26 protein-coding genes are annotated in these 24626 nt (G+C 72.3%); 7 read left to right on the forward strand and 19 right to left on the reverse strand.

The genetic code is table 11. The annotated features are described in order from the left end of the window. Window positions 1-6: 6 nt before the first annotated feature. Window positions 7-1011, forward strand: coding sequence for a hypothetical protein (locus tag ACWEEU_RS05090; protein WP_451728615.1), 1005 nt, complete (start codon window positions 7-9; stop codon window positions 1009-1011). A 79-nt stretch (window positions 1012-1090) separates the two neighbouring features. Here the strand turns inward: ACWEEU_RS05090 and ACWEEU_RS05095 are convergent, their stop codons facing one another. The 3 genes from ACWEEU_RS05095 to ACWEEU_RS05105 all read right to left on the reverse strand — a co-directional run bounded on the left by ACWEEU_RS05095 (window position 1091) and on the right by ACWEEU_RS05105 (window position 4390). Next, window positions 1091-2041 (reverse strand): NADP-dependent oxidoreductase, encoded by a 951-nt coding sequence (locus ACWEEU_RS05095; protein ID WP_451728618.1) that lies wholly within the window; start codon window positions 2039-2041, stop codon window positions 1091-1093. Between the two features lie 290 nt (window positions 2042-2331). Beyond that, the gene (locus ACWEEU_RS05100) at window positions 2332-3276 is read right to left on the reverse strand and encodes an SDR family oxidoreductase (protein ID WP_451728621.1); all 945 of its coding nucleotides are present in this window, start codon (window positions 3274-3276) and stop codon (window positions 2332-2334) included. Between the two features lie 274 nt (window positions 3277-3550). Further along, a complete protein-coding gene (locus ACWEEU_RS05105; protein WP_451728624.1) occupies window positions 3551-4390 on the reverse strand; it encodes a helix-turn-helix transcriptional regulator in 840 nt (279 codons plus the stop codon). 461 nt (window positions 4391-4851) lie between these two features. On the opposite strand from ACWEEU_RS05105, the gene ACWEEU_RS05110 reads away from it, so the two are divergent. Together ACWEEU_RS05110 and ACWEEU_RS05115 are read left to right on the forward strand one after the other, a co-directional pair. Further along, window positions 4852-5766, forward strand: coding sequence for a HipA family kinase (locus ACWEEU_RS05110; RefSeq protein WP_385750720.1), 915 nt, complete (start codon window positions 4852-4854; stop codon window positions 5764-5766). Window positions 5767-5815: 49 nt separating this feature from the next. After that, the gene (locus tag ACWEEU_RS05115; protein WP_385750717.1) at window positions 5816-6115 is read left to right on the forward strand and encodes a SelT/SelW/SelH family protein; all 300 of its coding nucleotides are present in this window, start codon (window positions 5816-5818) and stop codon (window positions 6113-6115) included. Here ACWEEU_RS05115 and aceB read toward each other — a convergent pair. Both aceB and ACWEEU_RS05125 read right to left on the reverse strand, forming a co-directional pair. Next, window positions 6105-7730, reverse strand: a complete 1626-nt coding sequence (aceB, locus tag ACWEEU_RS05120) for a malate synthase A (RefSeq protein ID WP_451728629.1) — start codon at window positions 7728-7730, stop codon at window positions 6105-6107. The genes ACWEEU_RS05115 and aceB overlap by 11 nt on opposite strands. Window positions 7731-7858: 128 nt before the next feature. Then, on the reverse strand, window positions 7859-8470 hold the full coding sequence (locus ACWEEU_RS05125) for a nucleotidyltransferase family protein (protein WP_451728632.1): 612 nt from the start codon (window positions 8468-8470) through the stop codon (window positions 7859-7861). Between the two features lie 160 nt (window positions 8471-8630). On the opposite strand from ACWEEU_RS05125, the gene allB reads away from it, so the two are divergent. After that, window positions 8631-9962 carry an allantoinase AllB gene (gene allB, locus ACWEEU_RS05130; protein WP_451728635.1) on the forward strand — a complete coding sequence of 444 codons (1332 nt, stop codon included), beginning with the start codon at window positions 8631-8633 and terminating at the stop codon, window positions 9960-9962. A 27-nt stretch (window positions 9963-9989) separates the two neighbouring features. After that, on the forward strand, window positions 9990-11108 hold the full coding sequence (alc, locus tag ACWEEU_RS05135; RefSeq protein WP_451728638.1) for an allantoicase: 1119 nt from the start codon (window positions 9990-9992) through the stop codon (window positions 11106-11108). Between the two features lie 42 nt (window positions 11109-11150). Here alc and ACWEEU_RS05140 read toward each other — a convergent pair whose 3' ends face one another. Beyond that, entirely contained in the window at window positions 11151-11798 is a 648-nt protein-coding gene (locus ACWEEU_RS05140; RefSeq protein ID WP_385750705.1) for a TetR/AcrR family transcriptional regulator, read from the reverse strand. Window positions 11799-11934: 136 nt separating this feature from the next. Here ACWEEU_RS05140 and ACWEEU_RS05145 point away from each other — a divergent pair, with 136 nt between their 5' ends. Together ACWEEU_RS05145 and ACWEEU_RS05150 are read left to right on the forward strand one after the other, a co-directional pair. Then, a complete protein-coding gene (locus ACWEEU_RS05145) occupies window positions 11935-13437 on the forward strand; it encodes an MDR family MFS transporter (protein ID WP_385750703.1) in 1503 nt (500 codons plus the stop codon). 20 nt (window positions 13438-13457) lie between these two features. Next, window positions 13458-13835 carry a helix-turn-helix domain-containing protein gene (locus ACWEEU_RS05150; protein ID WP_385750700.1) on the forward strand — a complete coding sequence of 126 codons (378 nt, stop codon included), beginning with the start codon at window positions 13458-13460 and terminating at the stop codon, window positions 13833-13835. Between the two features lie 79 nt (window positions 13836-13914). Here the strand turns inward: ACWEEU_RS05150 and ACWEEU_RS05155 are convergent, their stop codons facing one another. From ACWEEU_RS05155 to ACWEEU_RS05215, 13 genes are all read right to left on the reverse strand, one after another. Next, window positions 13915-15108: a cytochrome P450 gene (locus tag ACWEEU_RS05155; protein ID WP_451728643.1), complete on the reverse strand. Its 1194-nt coding sequence runs from the start codon at window positions 15106-15108 to the stop codon at window positions 13915-13917. A gap of 10 nt (window positions 15109-15118) precedes the next feature. Then, the gene (locus ACWEEU_RS05160; protein ID WP_451728646.1) at window positions 15119-16312 is read right to left on the reverse strand and encodes an NAD(P)/FAD-dependent oxidoreductase; all 1194 of its coding nucleotides are present in this window, start codon (window positions 16310-16312) and stop codon (window positions 15119-15121) included. Beyond that, window positions 16309-16512, reverse strand: a complete 204-nt coding sequence (locus ACWEEU_RS05165) for a ferredoxin (RefSeq protein WP_451729054.1) — start codon at window positions 16510-16512, stop codon at window positions 16309-16311. The genes ACWEEU_RS05160 and ACWEEU_RS05165 overlap by 4 nt, the downstream gene beginning before the upstream one ends. A gap of 23 nt (window positions 16513-16535) precedes the next feature. Beyond that, on the reverse strand, window positions 16536-17423 hold the full coding sequence (locus ACWEEU_RS05170) for a TIGR03621 family F420-dependent LLM class oxidoreductase (protein ID WP_451728649.1): 888 nt from the start codon (window positions 17421-17423) through the stop codon (window positions 16536-16538). A gap of 46 nt (window positions 17424-17469) precedes the next feature. Then, entirely contained in the window at window positions 17470-18078 is a 609-nt protein-coding gene (locus ACWEEU_RS05175; RefSeq protein WP_451728652.1) for an NADPH-dependent FMN reductase, read from the reverse strand. Continuing rightward, complete coding sequence (locus tag ACWEEU_RS05180; protein ID WP_451728655.1) at window positions 18075-19298, reverse strand: MFS transporter; 1224 nt, start codon at window positions 19296-19298, stop codon at window positions 18075-18077. The genes ACWEEU_RS05175 and ACWEEU_RS05180 overlap by 4 nt, the downstream gene beginning before the upstream one ends. After that, on the reverse strand, window positions 19291-20355 hold the full coding sequence (locus ACWEEU_RS05185; protein ID WP_451728658.1) for an LLM class flavin-dependent oxidoreductase: 1065 nt from the start codon (window positions 20353-20355) through the stop codon (window positions 19291-19293). Before ACWEEU_RS05185 ends, ACWEEU_RS05180 begins: the two co-directional genes overlap by 8 nt. A gap of 2 nt (window positions 20356-20357) precedes the next feature. Next, entirely contained in the window at window positions 20358-20525 is a 168-nt protein-coding gene (locus ACWEEU_RS05190; protein ID WP_451728661.1) for a hypothetical protein, read from the reverse strand. A 40-nt stretch (window positions 20526-20565) separates the two neighbouring features. Continuing rightward, on the reverse strand, window positions 20566-21333 hold the full coding sequence (locus ACWEEU_RS05195) for an SDR family oxidoreductase (protein ID WP_451728664.1): 768 nt from the start codon (window positions 21331-21333) through the stop codon (window positions 20566-20568). Continuing rightward, window positions 21330-22523 (reverse strand): FAD-dependent monooxygenase, encoded by a 1194-nt coding sequence (locus ACWEEU_RS05200; protein WP_451728667.1) that lies wholly within the window; start codon window positions 22521-22523, stop codon window positions 21330-21332. The genes ACWEEU_RS05195 and ACWEEU_RS05200 overlap by 4 nt, the downstream gene beginning before the upstream one ends. An 8-nt stretch (window positions 22524-22531) precedes the next feature. Next, window positions 22532-23470: an aromatase/cyclase gene (locus tag ACWEEU_RS05205; RefSeq protein WP_451728669.1), complete on the reverse strand. Its 939-nt coding sequence runs from the start codon at window positions 23468-23470 to the stop codon at window positions 22532-22534. 65 nt (window positions 23471-23535) lie between these two features. Beyond that, complete coding sequence (fabG, locus tag ACWEEU_RS05210; RefSeq protein ID WP_451728672.1) at window positions 23536-24318, reverse strand: 3-oxoacyl-ACP reductase FabG; 783 nt, start codon at window positions 24316-24318, stop codon at window positions 23536-23538. Between the two features lie 18 nt (window positions 24319-24336). Beyond that, window positions 24337-24606: an acyl carrier protein gene (locus tag ACWEEU_RS05215; protein WP_451729057.1), complete on the reverse strand. Its 270-nt coding sequence runs from the start codon at window positions 24604-24606 to the stop codon at window positions 24337-24339. Between the last annotated feature and the right edge of the window lie 20 nt (window positions 24607-24626).

The following is a 24626-nucleotide window of genomic DNA, read 5'->3' on the forward strand; positions in this document are numbered from 1 at the left end:
ATGCACATGGACGGCGCACTACTCAACGGTGCCCCCTACGAGCCGAACCTGTGGGGAGAGGGGAACGCGAGCAACAGCACGCCGATGTCCTCCGACGACGCGGCGACCAAGGGCGTCGCCGTCTGCGCCGCGGCCAACAGCTGCCACTCGGGCGGCAAGGACTACCCGATGTTCGCGGACGGACTCGCCGTCTTCGCCCAGGACGGTCCCGGCAGCCAACTGGCCGATGCCATCCAGCTGATGCGCTTCGAGGGCGTCTTTCGGGCGTGGGCCGGGGGGAAGGCGGCGCTGTCCAACAAGGAGATCGCGGACAAGACCGTTGCGGAGGTGGCCGCCGCACCCCGGCTCGGGCCGCTGCTGGTCCTGGCGGAGTGGGACACGCTGACCGAGGACGAACGACGGGGCCCGAGCGTCGCGTCCCGGGCAACCTCGCCCGAGCAGAGCGACGCGGCCGGCTACGGCCCGGACACGTACCGGTTCGAGCTCGCCCACCCCGGGACCCTCGCCCCCTACCTCGTCGCCCTGCGCTGGCCCACGACCGCGGAGATGGCGGTCACCCCCGACACCTGGTACGCCGACCGCGAGAAGGAGCGGCGGCTGGCGGCACGCATCGCCCCGAGCGGGCCACGCGACGGGGTGACCGTCTACACCGAACCCGGCTGCCGGGGCAACAACTGGCACTTCCTCGGCGGCAACTACGACATCGACGCCCTCAAGGCCACCATCGGCAACGACACGATCGCCAGCATCTCCGTCGGCTACAAGGACCAGGTCACCCTGTACCCGGACGCGGGCTTCCACGGCACCCCGAAAACCTTCCAGGGCAGCACCAGGATCCTGCATTCCGTCACCTATGACCTGCCCCCGGGCCTCCTACGGGAGGTCTCCTCGATGAAGGTCACCGAGTACCGGATCCCGGAAGACCCGGCGCTGGCCCACTGGATCAGGCCGGGCCAGAAGGCCGGCGCCTCCACCGGATACACCCTGCTGGACGACGGCCGCTACCGATGACCCGGCCTCCGCGCCCGCCCCGCCCCGCCGCCGCCCACTCGACTCCCGCGGAGCGTCAGCACGTCCTGGCCTCGTACAGCTAGTCCACCACCAGCACCAGCTTCCCCGTCGTCCGGCCGGTTTCGCCCAGCTCGTGTGCCCTGGCGGCCTCGGCCAGCGGGAAGGTCTTCGCGATCGTCGCCTTCAGCTGCCCCGCCTCCGCCATGCGGGCGATCTCCTGCATCCCGTGCCGGTCGGAGTCCACCAGCATCCGCACGGCCCGCACCCCGAGCCGCTCGGCCTCCTCGAAGAAGTCCTGGCCGCCGAACGGCACGATCGACACCACGATCCCGCCCGGCCGCAGGACCTCCAGCGACCGCACGGACGTCTCGCCGCCGAGGGTGTCGAGGACGACGTCGACGTCCCGCACCGCCTGCGTGAAGTCCGTGGACCGGTAGTCGACCGGCTCGTCCACGCCGATCTCCCGCAGGAAGTCGTGCTTGCCCGCGCTCGCCGTGCCGATCACGTACGCGCCGAGTGCCTTGGCGATCTGCACCGCCACGTGCCCGACCCCGCCGGCCGCGGCGTGGATCAGCACCCGCTGCCCGGACCTCAGGCCCGCGTGCTCGGTCAGCGCCTGCCACGCCGTCAGCGACACCAGCGGCAGCGCGCCCGCCTGGACGTGGTCGATCGAGGCGGGCTTGTGCGTCAGGGCACGGACCGGGGAGATGACGTACTCGGCGTGCGAGCCGTGGCCGAAGGGGTAGGGGAGCATACCGAAGACCTCGTCGCCGGGCCGGAACGCGGCCACGCCGACGCCGGTCTCGACGACCTCGCCGGAGACGTCCCAGCCGAGCACGAACGGGGGGTCGCCGATGAATCCGCCGGTCGCCCGGTGCTTCCAGTCGGTCGGGTTGACCCCGGCGGACCGCACCCGGACGAGCACCTCGTTCGGACGTGGCGTGGGCCGCTCCATCGTCACTTCCTTCAGGACCTCGGGCCCGCCGAGGACGTCCTGGCTGATGGCACGCATCGTGTTCATGTCGTTCATGGTCACCCAGCCTGCCGTGGTCCGCCTGCTCGGGAAATGGCGTGAAGGTTGTCCTCCGACGGGACCGTGCCAGGCGTGGCGCCTTCCCGGTCCGGCCATGGCCTGTTCCTCCGGGCCGTCGCGGTCTGGGGGATCACGGCCGTGCATCCCGGGCGTGATCCCCCAGACGAGGCCGAAGCGTTGCCCCGGGCAGCGGAGCGTTCCGAACCGCCGTCGAGGCTCGGTGGCACGGAACACCTCGTCGGTCTCCTCGGCGATGCCCGTGCGGCCCGGTGGGGTCCCTGCCCCTCTCAGACGGCACCGATAGTCGTCGTCGTCAGCTGCTCGGAGACTTCCCAGACGCGTGCGGCCTCGTCCGTGCCGCGCAGCCGCGAGTAGAGCTTCTGCTCGGCGGGCGGCCCCCCGAGGCGTCCGGGCCATCGCGGACCGTAGAAACCCCCGGGCTTGGCATGGGGGTCCGTGGCGGCCATGAGCGCGGGCAGTTTCGCCGTTTCCACCGTCCCGACCAGGATGCCCTTCCCGGACAGGAGACGGATCACCTTTCGGCCCGCCACCTCCTTGTCACGGCCCAGTTCCGGGCGCGCCGCGAGCAGGTTCGTCGGAGCGATTCCTGGCTGTGAGAGGTTGCTGGTGATGCCCCATCCGCCCGCGCGGCTGCGTCGGTCGAGTTCCAGACCGAACAGTCCGAATGCGATCTTCGACTGACTGTAGGCGCGCGCCCCGACGTAGCCGCGTTCCCAGTTCAGGTCGTCCCAGTTGATGGAGCCCTGATTGGCGGCGATGCTCACTTGTGAGGTCACCCGCGCGTGGCCGGCCCGCAGCAACGGCATCAAGTGTGCGACGAGCGCGAAATGGCCCAGATGGTTCGTGCCGAACTGCAGCTCGAACCCGTCGGCCGTCGTCTGCCGCTCCGGTGGGGTCATGACGCCCGCGTTGTTGATCAGGAGATGAATCGGTCGCCCCTCCGCGCGCAACGTGTCACCGAGTGCGGCGACGGACGCGAGCGACGCCAGGTCGAGATCCCGCAGGGAGACCTTCGCAGTGGGCACGGAATCCCGGATCACCTTGATCGCGGTCTGCCCCTTGCGCCGGCTGCGCACGGGCATGATCACTTCTGCACCTGCCTGCGCGAGGCGCGCGGCCATCCCCAGCCCCATGCCGTCGCTGGCGCCGGTTACCACGGCGAGCTTCCCCGACAGGTCGGGGATGGTGATGTCGATGGGTGTGCGTGACATGAGTCCACTCCTAGAGGTCAGGCCGTCGCTTCAACTGTCGCGGAGGCGGACCGTGTTATTCAGGGCCTGACGATCCACCCCTACGGTCCGTGCTCAACGACGGAGCGTCGATCGTCCTGACCGGTTCGACGGCCGCGGCCGCCGCGCGTCGCCCTGTTGGATGCCGCCGCACCGCTCCCCGACCGGGGACGCCGGACGGTCGGAGATCGAGTCGATGCCGGCCTCACACGCCGTCATGGCGGCATCGGGCCGATCAGGTCTTCGGGTCGTCGGTTCAGTGCAGCGTCTGTGTGCCGATCACGGACAGGACCTGCAGCTTCTCGTAGCTCTCCGTGCCGGGGACCGCGGTGTAAACCATCAGGGAGTGGGCCTGGTCCGGATCGATCAGGTGCTGGCAGTTCAGCTCCAGAGCGCCGACCTCGGGGTGAACGAAGCGCTTGACGTCGCGCGGGCGGATCCCGATCTCGTGGTCGTCCCACACCCGTCGGAACTCTTCGCTGGAGTCGAGGAGCAGATCCGCCAGATACGCGGCTCGGGAGCCGGGGCCCCGGAGGGTGACGATCCCGCGCAAACCGGCGACGTACATCCGGGTCATGAACGCGTGCTGCTCCGGAGCGTACAGGTCCCGGGTGCTCGGGTCCGTGAACCACCGGTAGCCCATGCTGCGAGCAGGCCCCGTGTACTGCGTCGTGTCGCCGGTGAGGGCGACGCCCATCGGTGTCTGCCGCAAGGTCTCACCGAGCTCGGTGACGATCTCCGCGGGTGTGTCCTGCAGCCGGTCGAGAACACGCAGCAGCCCGGGGCTGATGTGCTCACTGGAGCTGTCACGGGGCGGCGGGTTGTGCCCGGCCAGCCGGAACAGATGGTCACGCTCGGCCAGGGACAGGTGGAGTCCCTGGGCGATCGAGGCGAGCATCTGCGGTGACGGTTGCGGACCACGTTCGCGCTCCAGACGGGAGTAGTAGTCGGCCGACATGTTGCACAGCGCCGCGACCTCCTCCCGCCGTAGCCCGCTGGTTCTGCGGCGCCGTCCCCGAGGCAGGCCGACGTCCTCCGGCTGCAGTGCCTCGCGACGGTTGCGGAGAAAGCCCGCCAGCCCCGGGCGATCGATCACGACGCTCCCCCTTCTGAGAGTTCCGCCTCGTTTCTAACCCGTGCGCTCGAAGGCAGCCACGGCCTGGCGATCCCCCCTTGTGGAACCCAATGGCGCCGGAGAGGTACTGCCGCACGAGCCAGAACCCCCCTGGAGGCGGTCTCCGCCGCCCCGTGTTCCCGCCCCCGTACGCCAGGGACACCAGCAGCCCGATCCGCTCCGCCGGCTCGACCGGGTCCGGGAAGCGGTCCACGCGGCTCACACTCCTCACCCGCCATCACCCTCGGTTACTATGCTCACTTCATGCCAGGCTGGGAGCAAAGGGCGCACCGTCATCGACGGATTGCCCGGGGAGCGGAGAGACCGGCAGGTCGGCCGGAACTCCCCGGATTCTCCGCGGGCTCGTCGACAGGTGGTTTCCCGCTGCGCCCCCTGAAGGCGGCTATGGATTGCAAGGTTGAAGAGATGGGCGTCCTGGGAAAATGCTGAAAGAGGTCGTCGCAACCCGCTATGTCGCACCCCTGAGGTCAGGCGGCTCCGTACCCGGGGTCGTCGAGGCCGACGACCTGGGGACCTATGTCGTGAAGTTCACCGGCTCCGCCCAGGGGCACAAGGCGCTGGTCGCCGAGGTGATCGTCGGGGAGCTGGCCCGGGCGCTCGGGCTGCGCTTCCCCGAACTGGTCCTGGTGCACTTCGACCCGGCCATCGCGGCCTCCGAGCCGCACCAGGAGGTGCGCGAGCTGCACGGCGCCAGCGCAGGCGTCAACCTCGGCATGGACTATCTGTCCGGAGCCGTGGACCTCACCCCCGAGCTGGCCCGCGACTTCCCCGTGGACCCGCTGGAGGCGGGCCGGATCGTCTGGCTGGACGCGCTCACCGCCAACGTGGACCGCACCGTCCACAGCTCCAACCTCATGCTCTGGCCCACGCGCGGCACCGTGCCCCCGCGCCTGTGGCTCATCGACCACGGTGCCGCCCTCGTCTTCCACCACCGCTGGGACACCACCGCACCCGGCAAGAAGTACGACTTCCGCCACCACGCCCTCGGTGTCTACGGCCCCGACGTACGGGCCGCCGACGCCGAACTGGCCCCGCTGGTGACCGAGGAACTGCTGCGCCGCGTCGTCGCCGAGGTGCCGGACGCCTGGCTCGCCGAGGACGCGGGCTTCGCTACGCCCGACGACGTACGCGCCGCCTACGTCGCCTACCTCCTCGACCGCGTCGGGCTGTCCGAGCAGTGGCTCCCCACCGAGTTCCCCAGCCGCGAGGAGATCGCGGCCGAGAACGCCGCGCGCGCGGAACGCACCCAGCGGGGGCGTCCGGACTGGCTCAAGGCGGTGCCCGATCTGCACGGCAGACCGGCGGCGGAACAGGATTGGTCGGTGCATCTGCAATGACCGGTGCGTCCGCAACGGGCCGTGTGTCTGCCGCAACGAAAGGGCCGCGATGAGTCACCGTCTAGTGATCGAGTACTGCACCCAGTGCCGCTGGCTGCCCCGTGCCGCCTGGCTGGCGCAGGAACTGCTCACCACCTTCGAGAGCGAGCTGACCGAGCTGGCCCTCAAGCCCGGAACCGGCGGTGTCTTCGTCGTCCGGGTCGACGACGAGGTGGTCTGGGACCGCCGCGAGCAGGGCTTCCCCGAGCCGACGGCGGTCAAGCGGCTGGTCCGCGACCGGGTGGCCCCGGGCCGCTCCCTCGGCCACTCGGACAAGGGAGGCGACCCGGCCCCCGAGGTCAGCCCTTGAGGCGGCGGTAGGCGGGCAGGGTCAGGAAGTCGGCGTACTCCGCGTCCAGGGCCACCTGGAGGAAGAGGTCGTGCGCCTCCTGCCAGCGGCCCGCAGCGAAGGCGTCCTCGCCCAACTCCTCGCGGACGGCGTCAAGTTCACTGGCCGCGATGGAGCGGACCAGCTCGGGCACGGCCCGCTCGCCGTTCTCGAACTCCACTCCCGCGTCGATCCACTGCCAGATCTGCGAACGTGAGATCTCCGCCGTGGCCGCGTCCTCCATCAGGTTGAAGATGGCCACCGCGCCCAGACCGCGCAGCCACGCCTCGATGTAACGGATGCCCACCTGAACGGCGTTGACGAGCCCGCCGTACGTCGGCCGTGCCTCCAGCGCACCGACCGCCAGCAGGTCCGCCGCCGTCACCCGGACGTCCTCGCGCAGCCGGTCCTTCTGGTGCGGGCGGTCGCCGAGCACCTTGTCGAAGGACTCCAGGGCGATCGGCACCAGGTCCGGATGCGCCACCCAGGAGCCGTCGAAACCGTCCCCCGCCTCACGGTCCTTGTCCGCGCGCACCTTCTCGAAGGCGACCCGGTTGACCTCCGCGTCCTTGCGGGACGGGATGAACGCCGCCATCCCGCCGATCGCGTGCGCGCCCCGCTTGTGGCAGGTGCGGACGAGGAGTTCGGTGTACGCCCGCATGAACGGCGCGGTCATCGTGACCGCGTTGCGGTCCGGGAGCACGAACTCCGGTCCCGCGTCACGGAAGTTCTTGATGACGGAGAACAGATAGTCCCAGCGGCCCGCGTTCAACCCCGAGGCGTGTTCGCGGAGTTCGTAGAGGATCTCCTCCATCTCGAAGGCCGCGGTGATGGTCTCGATCAGCACCGTGGCGCGTACGGTGCCGCGCGGGACGCCCAGGTAGTCCTGCGCGAACACGAACACGTCGTTCCACAACCGGGCTTCGAGGTGCGACTCGGTCTTCGGCAGATAGAAGTACGGCCCCTTGCCGAGGTCGAGCAGCCGTCGCGTGTTGTGGAAGAAGTACAGCCCGAAGTCCACGAGCGCGCCGGGCAGCGGGGTGCCGTCGGCGTCGGTCAGGTGCCGCTCGTCCAGATGCCAGCCGCGCGGCCGCATCACGACGGTCGCCAGCTCCTCGTCCGGGCGCAGCGCGTAGGACTTGCCGGTGCGCTCGTCGGTGAAGTCGACGCGGCGCGCGTAGGCGTCCTTCAGGTTGAGCTGCCCGAGGACCACGTTCTCCCAGGTGGGCGCCGAGGCGTCCTCGAAGTCGGCCAGCCAGATCCGGGCGCCCGAGTTCAGCGCGTTCACCGTCATCCGGCGGTCGGTGGGACCGGTGATCTCCACCCGCCGGTCCTCCAGCGCGGGCGGCGCCGGGGCGACCCGCCAGGACTCGTCCGCGCGCACGTCCGCCGTCTCCGGCAGGAAGTCCAGCGTGCCGGTCCGCGCGATCTCCTCCCGCCGCTCGGCCCGCCGGGCCAGCAGCTCGTCCCGCCGGGGCGTGAAGCGCCGGTGCAGCTCCCCGAGGAACGCCAGCGCCTCCTCGGTCAGCACCTCCTCCTGCCGGGGCAGCGACGGGGCGTCCACGACCGTGGGCGGGGACGACGCGGGTGCGGACATGAGCGGTCACTTCCTCAACTCGCGGGCGGTCGCTTCTGACGCCTCCGAGAAGCGGATCGTAGGTTTTTCCGGGGGGAACCTCAACGGGTGGCGGATCTTCGGCGGGGCGGCGCCCCCGGGCGAGCGGGTCACTCCAGCAGCTTCAGATCGGCCTCGGTGTCGATGTCGTACGCCTCCGCCACGTCCCCGCACTCCACGAGCCGCAGCTCCGCCGTGTGCTCCCGCAGATGGGCCCGTGCGCCCCGGTCGCCGGTGGCGCTCGCGGCGACGCCGGGCCAGTGGGCGGAGCCGAGGAGGACCGGGTGGCCGCGTACGCCGTCGTAGGCGGCCGAGGCGAGGGAGTGCTCGTCCTCGAAGGCGGCCAGGACCCGGGCTGTCGCCGTCGGGCCGATGCCCGGCTGGTCGACCAGGCTCACCAGGGCAGCGCGGACGCCCGTCCCCACGAGGGAGCGGAGTCCGGCGCGGAGGGAGGAGCCCATGCCCTCGGACCAGTCGGGGTTGTCGACGAGGACGCAGCCGTCGAGGCGGGCGCGCTCGCGGACCTCGGCGGCCCGCGCGCCCAGGACCACGTGGACTCGTGCGCACCCCGCGGCGCGCAGGACTCCGGCCGCGTGCTCGACCAGAAGGCGCCCCCGGTAGTGCAGCAGTGCCTTGGGCCGGCCGCCGAGCCGGCTGCCGCCGCCGGCGGCGAGGAGCAGCCCGGCGATGTCGCCGCGGGGGGCCGGTGGGGTCGGTGTCATGGGTCCTTTCTATCCGGCGTCGCGGGCCACACCTTCGCACCCTTGACGCGGCACCCCCCGCCATGAAGACTCCTTCAACAGAACGTTGAATTCCGTTACATGGGTGTAAATCCCGTTTCCGGAAAGTGAACCGCCTGGTCGACGGCCGAGAGGGGTCCGGGTGTCCGACGCCGAACTGGCGCTGCGTTCGACGCGCGTCGTCACGCCGGAGGGGGTGGGGCCCGCCACGGTCACCGTCGCCGCCGGGACCGTCACCGCCGTGCTGCCGTACGACGCGCCGCTGCCTGGCTCGACCCGGCGGGAGGAGCTGGGCGACCACGCGCTGCTGCCCGGCCTGGTCGACACGCATGTACACGTCAACGATCCCGGCCGGGCGGAGTGGGAGGGCTTTCGGACCGCCACGCGCGCCGCTGCCGCCGGGGGCATCACCACGCTCGTGGACATGCCGCTCAACTCCCTGCCGCCGACCACCACCACGGCCCACCTGGATGTCAAGAGGGCCGCCGCGCAAGGACGTACGCACGTGGACGTCGGTTTCTGGGGCGGCGCGCTGCCCGGCAACGTCAAGGATCTGCGCCCGCTGCACGAGGCGGGCGTATTCGGGTTCAAGGCGTTCCTGTCGCCGTCCGGCGTGGAGGAGTTCCCGCATCTGGGGCGGGAGCAACTGGCGCGTTCACTCGCGGAGATCGCCGGATTCGACGGTCTGCTGATCGTGCACGCCGAGGCCCCGTCCCGCCTCGCCGACGCCCCCGCCGGGACGGCGTACGCGGGCTTCCTCGCCTCCCGCCCGCCCGCGGCCGAGACCGAGGCGATCGCCCAACTGATTCAGCTGGCAGCGAAGTTCAAGGCCCGGGTCCACGTACTCCACCTCTCCGCCGCCGCCGCGCTCCCGCTGATCGCCGCCGCCAGGGCCGAGGGCGTCCGCCTCACCGTGGAGACCTGCCCGCACTACCTCACCCTCACCGCGGAGGAAGTCCCGGACGGCGCCAGTGAGTTCAAGTGCTGTCCGCCCATCCGTGAGGCCGCCAACCAGGACCTGCTCTGGCAGGCGCTCGCGGACGGCACGATCGACTGCGTGGTGACCGACCACTCCCCGTCCACCGCCGACCTCAAGACGGCGGACTTCGCGACCGCCTGGGGAGGGATCTCCGGTCTCCAGTTGAGCCTCCCCGCCGTGTGGACCGAGGCGCGCCGCAGGGGGCACGGTCTCGCGGACGTGGTCCGCTGGATGTCCGCGCGCACCGCCGCCCTGGCCGGCCTCGACCGCAAGGGTGCCATCGCCCCCGGCCGTGACGCCGACTTCGCCGTCCTCGCCCCCGAGGAGACCTTCACCGTCGACCCGGCCCGGCTCCAGCACCGCAACCCGGTCACCGCGTACGCGGGCAGGACACTGCACGGCGTGGTGAAGTCGACCTGGCTGCGCGGCGAACGGGTCTACACGGACGGGGAGTTCGGCGAGCCGAAGGGGCGCCTGCTCACCCGTACCCGATGAGCCGCCCCCGTGAGTGAAAGGAACCCCGTGACGGAGTCCACGACCCGATTCATCGGCCCCGCGGCCCCGTTCGGCGGCGGCGACCCCTACGCCGACTACCGCACCGCCGACTTGCCCTTCACCGCGTACACCGACCTCGCCGACCGGCGGCTCGGCGCGGGGGTGATCGCGGCGAACGACGAGTTCTTCGCCGAGCGGGAGAACCTGCTCACGCCGGGCCCTGCCGTGTTCGACCCCGGGCGGTTCGGCCACAAGGGCAAGGTGATGGACGGCTGGGAGACCCGGCGGCGCCGCGGTGCGGACGCCGGACATCCGTGGCCAACCGCCGAGGACCACGACTGGGCGCTGATCCGGCTCGGCGCGCCCGGGGTGATCCGGGGGATCGTCGTGGACACCGCCCACTTCCGGGGCAATCACCCCGAGGCCGTCTCCGTCGAGGCCGTCTCGGTGCCCGGCGCCCCCTCACCGGAGCAGCTCCTCGGCGACGACGTGAAGTGGACGGCGCTCGTCCCGCGCACCCCGGTCGGCGGCCACGCGGTCAACGGCTTCGCGGTGTCGGCCCGGCAGCGCTTCACCCATCTGCGCCTCAACCAGCACCCCGACGGCGGGATCGCCCGGCTGCGGGTGTACGGCGAGGTCGTCCCGGACCCCTCGTGGCTCGCCGCGCTCGGCACCTTCGACGTGGTCGCCCTGGAGAACGGCGGCCGGGTCGAGGACGCCTCCGACCGCTTCTACTCCCCGCCCGCCCACACCATCCTGCCGGGCCGCTCCCGCCGTATGGACGAGGGCTGGGAGACACGCCGGCGGCGCGACCGGGGCCACGACTGGATCACCTACCGCCTCGCCGCCCAGTCGGAGGTCCGGGCGGTCGAGATCGACACGGCGTATTTGAAGGGCAACAGCGCGGGCTGGGCGTCGGTGTCGGTGCGGGACGGCGAGGGCGCCGAGTGGACGGAGCTCCTGCCCCCTGCCCGCCTCCAGCCCGACACCCTCCACCGGTTCGTCCTTCCGGCCCCGGCCGTCGGGACGCACGCGCGGGTGGACGTCTTCCCGGACGGCGGGATCTCCCGGCTGCGGCTGTACGGCTCGCTCACGGAGGCGGGCGCGTCGCATCTCGCGGCGCGGCACCGGGAGCTGGGCGGCTGAGCGGACCCGCCGTACCACCCGTTCCCGCCTCGTCCGGGAACGTCACTCCGCCGCGTAGGCCCGCAGGAACGTGTCCACGGCCGCCTCCGCCAGCGCGCGCATCTCCGCCGTGCCGGGCTTGCGGGTGCCGAGGCGGGAGCGGGTCTCCAGCGGGCCGGTGATCAGGGCGAGCAACTGCTCGGCGGCGAGCGCGGGGTCGCAGGGGCGCAGACGTCCGGAGAGGGTGAGCCGGGCGAGCCGGTCCGCCATGGCCTCGGCGATGCGCACCGAGGTGCGGTCCTGGACGACCTCGATCAGGTCGGGGAACCGGGTCACCTGCGCGTAGGTCAGCCGGCGCAGGGAGCGGGAGCGCACGTCGCAACAGGAGCGCACCAGTTGGTAGGCGACGTCGTTCAGGGCCGCGCGAAGGTCGTCGCCCGGGGAGCGCATCCGGTCGAGCACCGCGATGTTGCGGTCCATCACCGTGCGGGCCGCGGCCGTGAGGGTCTCCCGGAACAGGGTCTCCTTGTCCGTGAAGTGGTTGTAGACCGTCGGCTTGGCGACCTTGGCCCGCTCCGCGATCTCCTGCACCAGGGCGTCCGCGTAGCCGTGCTCCGAGAAGACGCCGAAGGCCGCGTCGAGGATCGCCTGCCGCTTGTCGATGCGGCCGCGTGAGGCCGTCCGCGCTTCCGTCGCCGCTGCTGATGCCATGCCCTCAGGGTAACCGCCGACGGCCTGGACCGTACCCGTCGGTGCAGTATTCCGAACTCGACTGTTTCTATCCTCGTGAGGTTGGTAAATTGAACCCGCAGGTTCATTTCGCAAGCGACTCCGTCGGGAGACGACGATGACCACCCCCTTGGACGACAAGCTCGACCCGGCCTTACGGCGGATGATCGGTGTGATCCTCATCGGCGGGATCATGGGCATCCTCGACGGGTCGATGACCGCCGTGGCCGTGGACACCCTGTCCACCCGCTTCGACGCCTCGCTCACCACGACCGGCTGGGTGTCGACCGGCTATCTCCTGGCACTGACCGTGACCATCCCCGTCACCGCGTGGGCGGTGGAGCGTGTCGGCGGCAGGCGTCTGTGGCTGTCCGGCCTGGTGCTGTTCATGGCCGGGTCGGTCGCCTCGGGGCTCGCCTGGAACATCGGCAGCCTCATCGTGTTCCGCGTGGTGCAGGGCGCCGGCGCCGGCATCCTCGACCCGCTGATGCTCACCCTGCTGGCCCGCGCCGCGGGACCCGCCCTGATCGGCCGGGTCATGGGCGTCATGGGGATCGTCGGCTCGACCGGGCCCGTGCTCGGTCCGATCGTCGGCGGGATCATCCTCCAGGGTCTCGACTGGCGCTGGATGTTCTTCGTCAACGTGCCGATCGTGATCGTCGCCTTCGTCCTGGCCCGGCGCACCCTGCCCGCCGAACCGCCCGAGGGGCGCGCGGTGGCCGGGCGTCTGGACGTCCTCGGTGTCGCGCTGATCGGGCCCGGCGTCGCGACCGGCGTACTCGCCCTGTCGGAGGTCGCCCAGCGCGGCTCCCTCACCAGTTGGCAGGTGCTGCTCCCGCTGGCCGTCGCCGTCGTGCTGCTCGCCGGGTACGCGCTCCACGCGCTGCCCACCCGCGCGACCCCGCCGCTCATCGACCTCAGGCTGTTCACCCGGCGCAGTTTCACCGCCAGCGTCGTCGCGGCCGCCGTGCTGGGGCTCGCCACCTTCGCGAGCATCTTCGTGATCCCGCTCTACTACCAGCAGGTGCGCGGCTACGGCGTGTTCGAGTCCGGCCTGCGCCTCGCGCCGTTCGGTGTCGGCTCCGCGCTGGTGATGCCGCTCGCGGGGCGCCTCTCCGACCGCTGGGGCTCACGCAACCTCGCCCTCACCGGCGCGGCGGTCGCCCTGCTCAGCTCGCTGGCCTTCAGCCGGTTCGACACGCACACCGCCCAGCTGTGGCCGCTCCTGGCCGCCTTCACCCTCGGCATCGGCACGGGCTCGGCGGGCGCCCCGGTGATCGGCTCGGTGTACCGCACCCTGCCGCCGCAGCTCGTCCCGCAGGGCAGCTCCGTGCTCTACATGCTCAACCAGCTCGGCGCGTCGATCGGCATCGCGGTGGTCGCGCTGCTGATGCAGAACGCGGGCGCGGATCATCCCCGGACCGGGTTCCACGACGCGTATCTGGCGGTGGGCGTGGCGCTGGTCGTGATGATCGTCGCCAGCCTGTTCATCCCGGGGCGCGCGGTGGCGGGGGCGGAGCCGGCGGGCGGGGAGCCGGTGGAGCCCGGTGCCGAGGAGTCCGAGGAGTCCGGCGGCGAGCGCACCGTCGCACGTGCCGGACGCCAGGACCACGCCAACTAGGCACGCCGGCAAGGGAAACCGTGGAAGAGGTGATGGCCCTGTCCGAGCAGTGGATCGACATCCTGCTGGCACCCGAGCGCGACCGGCTGACCGTCACGGAGGTCTGTCGCCGCCACGGCATCTCCCGCAAGACGTACTACGTCTACCTCGCCCGCTACCGCACCGAGGGCGCCGCGGGTCTCGCTCCCCGCTCCCGCCGCCCCAAGAACTCCCCGGCCCGTACGAGGAGCGAGATCGAGGCGCAGGTCGTACGGCTCCGGGGAGCCCAGCCGCGCTGGGGCGCCCGCCGCATCCACGACGAACTGGTGCGCCGGGACGTGCCCGGCGTACCGGCCGTGTCGACGGTGCACGCGATCCTGCGCCGTCACGGACTGCTGGCCGACCGGCCGGCGGACTGAGCGGACGGCCGACCGAGCCGCACGCACGACGGTGGGCGGCGCGCACCCGCGCCCCGCCCACCGTCGTGCGTCCGCCCCGCTACCAGGTCACCGGCAGCCGGGCCACCCCGAAGACCAGCGCGTCCTCCCGGTACTCGACGGCGTCGAAGCCGACGGCCAGGCGCAGCCCGGGCAGACGGCGCAGCAGCGCGGGCAGCGCGATCTGCAGCTCCAGGCGGGCGAGTTGCTGGCCGACGCACTGATGGGCGCCGTAGCCGAAGGCCAGATGCGCGACCGGCCTGCGGCGTACGTCGAGCCGTGTGGCCCCGTCGGGCACCAGGTCGACGTCCTGGTCGGCGGCGAGGGTGGACAGCACGACCCGCTCGCCCGCCTTGACCGGCAGTCCTGCGAGTTCCAGATCGGTCGCCGCCTGCCGGACCAGAGGCGGTGCCACCGACAGCAGCCGCAGCAGCTCCTCCACCGCGCCGGGTGCGGCGCTCTCGTCGTCGCGGACGACCGCGAGCTGTTCCGTGTCCTCCAGCAGCGCCAGGACGCTCAGACCGATCATGCTGGAGACGGTCTCGTGCCCGGCGACCAGGATGCTGTTGCCCATGCCGATCAGCTCGTCGTCGCTGAGTTCGTGTCCGTGCCTGCGGATCAGGTCGCCGAGGATGTCGTCGGTGGGCTCCGCGCGCTTGCGCCGTACCAGGTCGCCCATGTACGCGGCCATCGCGGCGAAGTTCTCCAGCTGCGTCTCCAGGGTGTTGCCGACATCGGTGCCGGTGGCGCTGCGGCGCTGGATGCCGTCGCGGTCCTCGGCCGGGATGCCGAGCAGCTCGCAGATGACCAGCAGCGGCACCGGTCCGGCGAACGTCTCGACCAGATCGGCCCCGCAACCGGCCTGCTCCAGGGCGTCGAGCCGCTCGTCCACGACCCGCCGGACGGCCGGGGCCAGGGAGCGGACCCGCTTCACCGTGAACGCGCCCGAGAGCATGCGGCGGTAGTGGGTGTGCGCGTCGCCGTCGTAGTTGAGCAGGATTCCGGGCTGGTTCATGACCGTGCGCGGGCCGGAGCCGTCGAAGGCGAACCCCGCCTCGTACCGCGGATCGGCCAGCACCCGGCGGACCTCGTCCAGCCGGGTGACCAGGACGGCCTCGAACTCGCCCAGTTGCGGGTTGAACGTGGAGACGCGCGGCAACTCCGGTTCCTCACGCAGGCGTTCGAGCGCGGCGTCGGGGCGGAAGGGGCAACCGGGGCGGCGCCGGTTGTGGGGCATGGGCAGCGGGGCGGTCATGAGGCTCCTCTCAGGGGGCATGGGGGACCGGGTGGCGGCTCGTGAGCAGGCTGCGCGCGGTGCGCGTCCCGCCGGGGCTGTTCCAGCCCACGACGGCCACGAGCCGCCCGCCGGCCTCGACATGGGCGACGAACTTCCTCCCGCGGAGCGAGCCCTGGACGATCCGGACGGCGGACGGCCCCTCGGGGACGGCGCCGTAGACCTGGACGCGCACCTGGAACTGGTCGGACCAGACGTAGGGCACGGGGCGGTACGCGGCGCGGGCGCCGAGGATGTCCGCCGCCACGAAGAGGCCCTGTTCCGTTGCGTTCGTACGGTTCTCCAGGCGCTCCCCGCGCTCACCGGCGCCCGCTCCCGCCCCCGCTCCGAAGCGGGCGACGTCGCCGACCGCGTACACGTCCTCGGCGGCGCGGCAGCGCTCGTCGCAGACCACGCCGTCGTCCAGGACGAGTCCGCTGCCGGTTAGCCAGTCGGTGGCGGGGCGCCCGCCGACCGCGACCACCACGACGTCGGCGGGCAGCACGGCACCGGTCCCGGTGCGGACGCCGACGACCCGGCCCGCCTCTCCCACGAGACCCGTCACCGGAGTCGAGGTGAGCAGACGCACGCCCTGACCGGTGTGCAACCGGGCCATCTCCGCGCCGAGTTCGGCTCCGAGCACGCGTTCCATGGGCTGTGCGGCCGGCTCCACGACCGTGACCTCGCGGCCAAGGCTCCGGGCCGTCGCGGCGATCTCGCAGCCCAGCACCCCGGCGCCGACGACCACGACCCGGTGGGCCGACTCCAGCTCGGCGCGCAGCAGTTCGCTGTCGGCCAGGGTGCGCAGGGTGTGCACTCCGGCCAGGTGTTCGTGCCCCGGGATATCGCGGGCGACCAGGCCGGTGGCCAGGACGAGGGTGCGGTAACGGAGCACCCGGCCGTCGAGGAGGGCGATGCGGTGGCCCGGTACGTCGAGGGCGACGGCCGGGCAGCCCAGCCGCAGGTCCACGTCCAGAGCGTCCAGTTCGGCCGGCTCCCGCAGCCGGGCCCGCTCGGCCGGCCAGCGGCCGTCGAGCACCTGCTTGGACAGCGGCGGCCGGTCGTAGGGGAGTTCCGGATCCGCGTCGACCAGCGTGACCGAGCCGGTGAAGCCCCGTCGGCGCAGGCCCTCGGCCACCGTCAGACCGCCCGCGGACGCGCCGACGATCACGACGTCGGTCGTCACGAGGACGCCCGCACCAGACGGATGGCCGCGGCGGGGCACAGCAGCGCCGCCTCGCGGACGGCGCCGTGGTCCGCCTCGGCAGGGCGGGGATCGAGGAGGACCACGACACCGTCCTCCTCACGCTGGTCGAAGACCTCGGGAGCGGCCACGACACAGTGCCCGGCGGCCACGCACCGGTCCTCGTCGACGCTGATCCGCAGCGCGGCGGTCTCCTCGGGCGCGTTCACCGCAGCTCCTCGATGACCTTGGCGAACGCCTCCATCTCCGGCTCCAGCACGCTGTAGTAGCTCAGGCCGTACTTCTCGCGCCGCTCCAGCAGCTGCTCGGCGCACTCCTTGGGCGAGCCGATGAGGAAGGAGGGGAGTTCGGCCAGCTGAGCGGCGTTAAGGCCGAGTTCGTTCTGCCACACGTCGGTGACGGCACCGGTCGCCGCCGAGGGCAGCACGCGGTGGACGGGGATGTTCAGCTCCACGTCCCGGGCGCGGTCGCCGAGCAGGGCGTGCACGTCGGCGATGCGCCGGGTGATCTCGCCCGGGCCGCCCAGCACCAGGCCGTCGCCGTCGCGCACGGGCGCGGTGCCGGTGAAACCGACGATGTCGGCGTGCTCGGCTGCCAGGCGCAGCACGCGCGGCCCCCGGCCGGCGATCAGGATCGGCGGTCCACCAGGCTGCGCGGCCGGGGGCACCGTCTCCGGCGACGCGAAGACCTTGCGCAACTCCCGCACGGTGGCCTCCAGGTGATCGACGCGCTCGCGCGCCCCGGTCCAGGGCAGGCCCGCCCGGTCGAACTGCGCCTTGTCGTAGCCCGCGCCGAGCCCGATCTCGAGCCTGCCGCCCGCGTAGTGGTCGACCGTCGCGAGGTCCCGGGCCAGGACCGTCGGCCGGTAGAAGGAGGTGTTGAGCACGAGGGTGCCGATCCGGATCCGCTCGGTGGCCTCGGCCACCAGGGCGAGCGTCGCCAGCGGGGCGGGCATCCCGAGGTGGTCGGAGACGGACACGACGTCGTACCCGAGGCTCTCCGCCCGGCGCGCCCTGGCCACCCACTCCGCCCGGGAGGTGGGGGTGAACACGACGAGGCCGAACCGCAGGGGCCGGGTGTACGGGCTGGTCACGGGTGAACCCTTCTCTTGGGCGGCTGGGGAAACGGGGCGGCGACGGTCAGCGCTGATACGGCCGCGCGGCGCGGGCGGAGCGCAGCGCCTCCGCCCACCACACCAGCCGGTTCAGCAGCGTCTTGGCCGCCACCTCGCTGTCCTCCGCGTCGCGCGGGGCATCGCCGTCGAACCGGTTCCACACCTGATGGAAGATCAACTGCTCACGCAGCGGCACCGCGTGCAGCTCGGTGAAGACATGGCGCAGATGGGAGACGGCCCACAGGCCGCCGCTCATCCCGCCGTAGGAGACGAAGCCGACCGGCTTGGCCGCCCACTCGTCGAAGATCCAGTCGATCGCGTTCTTCAGGGCGGCGGGGATGGTGTTGTTGTACTCGGGCGTGACGACGACGAACGCGTCCGCGCGGCCGAGCCGTGTCGCCAGGGCCTGCCGCAGGTTCGCGGTCTCCTCGTCGGGCGGGTCGCCCGGGGTGGCCTTCTCCAACGGCAGGGGATAGTCGACGAGGTCGACCAACTCGACCGAGATGTCCTCGCGTTGCTCCGCCTGCTTGATGAACCAGCGGGCCACGGTGGGCCCGAACCGGCCCTCGCGCACGCTGCCGATGACGACGGCGATGTTCAACGGTATCGAGATGGTGGTCAGTTGCTCGGTCATGACGGTGTGCGTCCCTTCGGGGAACGGCTGCGCAAGCCGGTGAGTGAGACGAGCGCCCCTGCCGCCCCGGCCAGGGTCAGGGCGAGCGGCGCGGTGCGGGGGCCGGAGCCATCGGTGAGCAAGGCGGCGACCAGGGGCAGCATCAGGACGCCGCCGAGCTGGACGCCGGTCTGGTACAGGGGGGGCACCGCCGCGCCGCGTTCCCGCGCGGTGAGACCGCTCGTGGCCTGGAGGTTCAGGGCGGCGAAGGACAGCGCGAGCGCGATGCCGACCAGCAGCAGGGTGGGCAGCAGCCCGAGCGCGTACGAGCGCGGGCGCGGATGTATCAGGAGCAGCAGTTGCCCGGCGAAGGCGGTCACGGCTCCGGCCGCGACGGGGCCCGAGGTGCCGTACCGCGCGGTGAGGCGTCCGGCGAACGGGACGGACACCGCGAGCGGGACACAGGCCGGCAGCAGGGCGAGCGCCAGTTGCCAGGGGCGCCAGCCGAAGCGGTCCGCCGCCTGGAAGGTGGTCAGGAGCAGCAGGGCGGCGTAGGTGCCGTTGAGGGTGGCCGCGCCCAGGGTGGCGCGGACCAGGTCGCCGTCGCGCAGCAGACCCCTGGTGAGGCGGGGCGGGATGCGGCGCTCGGTGTGCGGGACGGTGCGAAGACCCCACAGGAGCAGGGCGAGGGCTACGGGGGCGGGGAAGAGGAAGGTCCAGTGCCAGCTCAGCGGGGTGAGCAGACCGGAGAGCAGCAGACCGAGGGTGAACCCGGCGGCGCCGAAGAGCGAGTAGACGGATACGGCCCGGCGCAGTCGCGGACCCTCGGGGAAGGTGGCGGCGATCAGGGTCAGCCCGGCGGGCGCGGTCAGCGCGGCGCAGCCGCCCTTGACCACCCGCGAGGCGACGAGCACCCAGAGCGTGTCGCTCAGCCCGCCCACCACGGATGCCCCGGCGAACACGATCAGTGCGGCGAGATAGCAACGGCGCAGCCCCCACCGGGCCGTGAGCTTGGGCCCGAGCAGGAGTACTGCCGCGAAGCCGAGCGCGAAGCCGGACATCAGCCACTGCACGGACCGGACCGGCAGACCGAGCTCGCCCGCGATGGAGGGCAGCGCGACGAGCACCACGGACACCTCGACGGCGTCCAGCACCATGTTCCCGGAGAGGACGAACAGCAGCCGCCAGGCACCGTCCGGCGCCCGCGGCGGAGCGGCCCGCGCGACCAGCGGCTCAGCCACGGCTGAACGCCCCGGCCGCCCCCGGGGCCCTGGCCGCCCCCGCGCCGGACTCCGTCCCGGCCTCCGCCTCCGCCTCGGCCGCCGCCCGTTCCGCGAGCAGCACGGGCAGCCGCTCGCTGATCAGCTCGATGTTGCGGACGACCAGGTCGTCCGGCATCCCCGCGATGCTCGCCCAGAAGATCAGATGCCGTACGGGAAGCCCCCTGATCCGCTCGTGGATGCGCCGGGCCGCCTCCTCCGGAGTGAGGATCTCCAGCAGCGACCAGGAGCCGTCCCCGGGCGGCGGCTGCGGGAAGTCCTCCGCCTTCAGCAGGGGCGGACGGGGCACGTCGGTGCCCTCCAGCGAGCCCTGCCGGTAGGTGTTCATCTGGTGGGCGAGATGCGGGGCGACCCGTGGCCACGCCGCCTCCGGGTCGTCGGCCAGGATGACGGGCAGCAGGTCCGACACCCGGGCCGTGTCCGGGTCGTGGCCGCCCTCGGCCAGCCCCTCGCGGTAGGGGCCGTACATCTCGTGGCTGATGTGCAGCAGCCCGATGCCGAGACGGCCCGCGAGCCGGGCGCCGCGTGGACCGTAGAAGCCGCCCCACAGCGGCACCGGCGACTGGAGCGGTCCGGGGGTGATCCCGCCCTCCTCCCACAGCCGGCGCACCTCGCGGATGTTCGCCTCGACCTGGCGGAAGCGGCGGCCGTAGTCGGCGCCGAACAGCCGGTACTCGGGTATCCGGTAGCCCGCGCCGAAGCCGACCTCCAGCCGCCCGCCGCTGATGAGGTCGACGAGCGCGGCGTCCTCGGCGAGCTGGGCCGGCTTGTGGAGGTTGGGCAGCACCACGGCGGTGCCCACACGTACCCGGCGGGTGCGGGCGGCGGCCGCCGCGGCGAAGGTCAGCGGCTGCGGCAGATAGCCGTCCTCGAAGAGGTGGTGCTCGGTGAACCACACACCCCCGGCGCCCCGCCCGTCGGCCTCCTCGCAGTACTCCAGGGAGCGTGCGTAGTGGTCGGCCCACGGCCGGTGCCACGCGTCGGGGTTGCGCAGGTCGAAGAGCAGTCCGACGTCCATCGTCAGGTCTCCGTTCGCAGCAGGGGCGGATGGGCGGGCGCGGTGCGCGCGGGCACCGGCGTCCGGCGCGGGAGCGTGGCGAACACGCGGGCCACCAGGGCGCGCAGATCACCGGGCTCGTCCGGGTCGTCGGCCGGGGCGCGGGGGCGGTCGTAGGGCACGGTCGTCATCGGCTGCCGTCTCCGTTCGTCTCGTCGGCGTCGGGTCCGCTCAGCCGAGCAGCGTGCCGCCGCTGGCGTCGATGAACGCGCCCGTGATCCAGCGGGCCTCCTCGGAGGCCAGGAAGGTGACCACGTCGGCCACGTCGACGGCCTGGCCGACCCGCTTGAACGCGGACAACTGGGCCATCTGCTCGACCGCTTCGGGGATGTCGAACAGCGCGCTGCCGTTGTCGGTGATCCCGGGTGCCACGCTGTTGACGGTGATGCCGCGCGGCGCGAGATGACGGGCGAAGTGCAGCGAGAGCTGCTCGATCGCGCCCTTGGTCATCGCGTAGGCGACCTGGTCGGGGCTGGCGAACCGGGTGAGCCCGGAGGAGATGTTGACGACCCTGCCGCCCTCGCGCAGCAGCGGCAGCGCGCGCTGCACGACGAAGAAGGGCGCCTTGGCGTTGACCGCGAAGAGCCGGTCGAACTCCTCCGGTGTGACGTCCTCCGGCTGGAGACCGGCCGGTGTGGTGACGCCCGCGTTGTTGACGACGATGTCCAGCGCGGCCTCGCCCGTACGCTCCTTGAGTCCTTGCTCGACCCCGAGGAACAGCTCGTGCACGTCGCCCGGGACGCCGAGTTCGGCGCGGACGGCGAAGGCGCGGCCGCCGTCGCGTTCGATCGACTCCACCGTCTCCCGCGCCGCGTCCTCGGCGCTGGCGTAGTGGACGGCGACCAACGCGCCTTCCTCCGCCAGGCGTTGGGCGACGGCGCGGCCGATGCCCCGGCTCGAACCGGTCACCAGCGCGCTCTTGCCCGTGAGCCTGCTCATGACGGACCTCCTGTTCCTGGGTTGCCGCTCGATGGCGGGTGCTCCTTGCCGACGGGTTCCTCCACGACGGCGGACGCGGGTGGTCGGGGTGGCGGCGGGCCGACACCGCTGATCCGCCGCGCCAAGTGCTGCCGCACGGGGCTCAGTTCGAGCAGTTCCGCGAAGAGTCGACGCATGGGCTCCACCTCCGGGCCGCCGAGCAGCAGGGACGACTGCGCCTGGATGTCGGCGAGGGTGCGGGCGCCGGCCGGGCGGCGGACCCGGTCGTAACCGTCGAGGTCGCCGTCGGGGAGCCGGGTGCCGAGATCGGCCGCGTCCTGGAGGCCGAGGTTGAGCGCCTGGCCGCCCACCGGCATCTGGACGTGGGCGGCGTCGCCCGCGAGGAACACACGTCCCCGCCGGTAGCCGACCGCCTGGCGCCGGGTGTCGTCGAAGGCGTTCAGCCACAGCGGGGTGCCGTGCCCGATGTCCTCGCAGGTCACCTCCGCCCACGCGGCCACCACCTCCGCGTACGCGGGCGGTCCCGGGCGCGGTGCGGGAGCGGTGCCGAAGACGTGGACCATGACCCGGGTGCTGCCGTCCGGCCAGCGGTGCGCGGTGGCGAGCCCGCGCGGGTGCCGCTCGAAGCGCCGGTCGGGGATGCCGAGCCCGGCGACGTCCGCGCGCAGCATCTCGCGCCGGGCCGCGCTCCCCGCGAAGCCGATGGCCGCCAGGCGCCTGACCGTGCTGTCGCCCCCGTCGCAGCCCACGACGTACGCGCAGGTCAGCCGCTCGCGGCGGCCGTCGGTGCCGACGCTCTCCACGAGGACGTCGGTGCCTCGGTCCCGCAGCGCGACCAGGCGCCGCCCGCGCCGCACCTGCGCGCCCAGGTCCCGCGCGCGTTCCTGGAGCACCGCTTCGAGCCGGGTCTGCGGGCACTTCCACTGCCCGGCCCAGCGGTGCGCGGGGTCCGCGGCGGTCAGCTCCAGGCGCAGTCCGCCGAAGTGTCCCGGGCCGCCGTCCGGCAGCGGGCCCAGCCGGTCCAGGACGCCGCGCTCCTCCAGCAGCTCCATCGTGCGGGCGTGCAGGGTGGAGGCACGGGACTCGGTCATCGGCTCGGTGAGCTGCTCCAGCACCACCGTCGGGACGCCCCGCGCCGCGAGGTCACCGGCCAGGAGCAGGCCGACGGGGCCGGCCCCGACGACGGCCACCGCCGGAGTCAACGCCGCTCTTCCGCGTACCGCTTGGCGTGCTCCAGAGTCGCCCGGCTGTTGGCGCCGAGCGCCTCGCGCACGAACGCCCGCGCCTCGGGCACGCCCGCGTCCGGCCCCAGGACCTTGCCGATGCTGTCCGGGTTGAGCACGACGGTGTGCTGCGACGCGGCGGTCACCGTCCCGTCCTCCTCGGTACGGAACTCCCAGCGGCCGGTGTGCAGGGTCATCAGCGCGGGCAGCGTGGTCTGCTTGTACGCGATCCGGTGATGCGGGAAGCACACCCGCACCGACTCCGTGGTGTGCGTCGAGCCGTCGACGGCCCGGGTCTCCATGCGCAGCACCTGGAGTCCGGGCACGTCCTCGGTCAGCCGGACGGTGCTGACATGCGGCAGCCGCTCGGTCCACCGGTCGGCCTCGTTCACGAAGTCGTACAGATCCTTCGCCGACCCCTCGACCCGGACGGAGTCCACGAAGGACAGGGTCAAGTCCGCTGTGTCGGCGACCTGTTCGAGACCCGCCTTCACCCCGGGCAGCTCCTCGCTGCTGTTGCGGTCGACGGCCCGGTCGATCCAGTCCAGGCCCTCGGGGTCGTCGTCCACCGCGCGATAGGAGTGCAACAGCCGCAGGTACGTCTCCCGTTCGCCGCGCGGTTCGACGATCCAGGTGCCGCTCATCTCGGCGACCGGCGGCGCGGACACCTCCTGGCGGAAGGTGATGCGCAGCCCCTCCGGGTCCAGGTCGCGCCGCGAAGTCCAGTTCTTCGCCTCGCCGTTGGCGGTCGCCCAGATCCGGATGCGTTCCTGGTTTCCCTCCCGTTCCAGATACTCGACGTACACCGACGGCGGGAACAGCCGCGGCCAGTTCTCCACCTCGGCGAGCAGCCGGTAGACCTCGGCGGCCGGGGCGTGCACGGTGATCGCGTGCTCGACCTCGCGGACGGTCATCGTGAACTCTCCTTCGATTCCTTGGACGTGCGGGGGTGACCAGCGCCCGGAATGCGTGCCCGGGCTCAGAAGTTGCCGAGCCCGCCGCAGACGTTGAGGGCCTGCCCGGTGATCGAGGCGGCGGTGTCGGAGGCGAGGTAGCCGACCAGGCCGGCGACCTCCTCGGGCGTGGAGTAGCGGCCGAGCGGGATCTTGGCCTGGAACTTCTCCAGAATGGCGTCCTCGGTGGTGTCGTAGGCGGCGGCGTAACCGGCCCGCACCCGCCGGGCCATGGGCGTCTCCACATAGCCGGGGCAGACCGCGTTCACGGTGATGCCGGTCGGGGCGAGTTCGTTGCCTAGCGCCTTGGTGAAGCCGACGACACCGTGCTTGGACGCCGAGTAGGGGGCGCCGAGCACCACGCCCTGTTTGCCCGCCGTGGAGGCGATGTTGATGATCCGGCCGCGCTTCTTGTGCCGCATCCCACCGGAGGTCAGCACCTCGCGCGTCACCACGAACACACTGGTGAGGTTGGTCGCGATCACGTCGTCCCACAGCTCGTCGGCGATGTCGGCCGTGACCCCGCCACCGGACCGCCCCGCGTTGTTGACCAGCACGTCGATCGGCCCGAATCGGGCCACCGCGGCCCGCACCACCTCCGCGACCTGCTCCTTGAAGCGCACGTCACCGGTGGTCCCGTCGACGTCGAAGCCCTCGTTCTGCAGTGACTTGACGGTGTCCGCCACCGCCGTCGCGTCCCGGGCGCACAGGAAGACCCGGTGCCCCCGCTCGGCCAGCAGCCGCGCCGAGGCGAGCCCGATACCGCTGGTGGCGCCGGTGACCAGCGCGACCCTGCCGTTGTCGGTCATGAGCGGGACTCCCTCCGGTCAGACGGCGCGGGCGGCCGGCAGATGGGCGTTGACCAGGTCGACGAGCAGCCGGGGCGTACGGGCGTCGGACAGGGCCTCCTCGTCCAGGCTGATGCCGTACGTCCGCTCGATGCGCCCGGCGGTCTCCAGCAGGGCGAGCGACTCGTAGCCGAGGTCCTGGAAGTCGAGGTCGAGGATGTCGCCGTCGAGATCGACGTTCTCGTCGGTCCCGGCAGCCTCCAGCAGGATCGTCCTCAGGTCGGACAGCGTGAATTCCGTGGCGGACATGGGGGTTTGACCTTTCTTCG

The sequence above is a fragment of the Streptomyces sp. NPDC005004 genome (assembly GCF_053600675.1).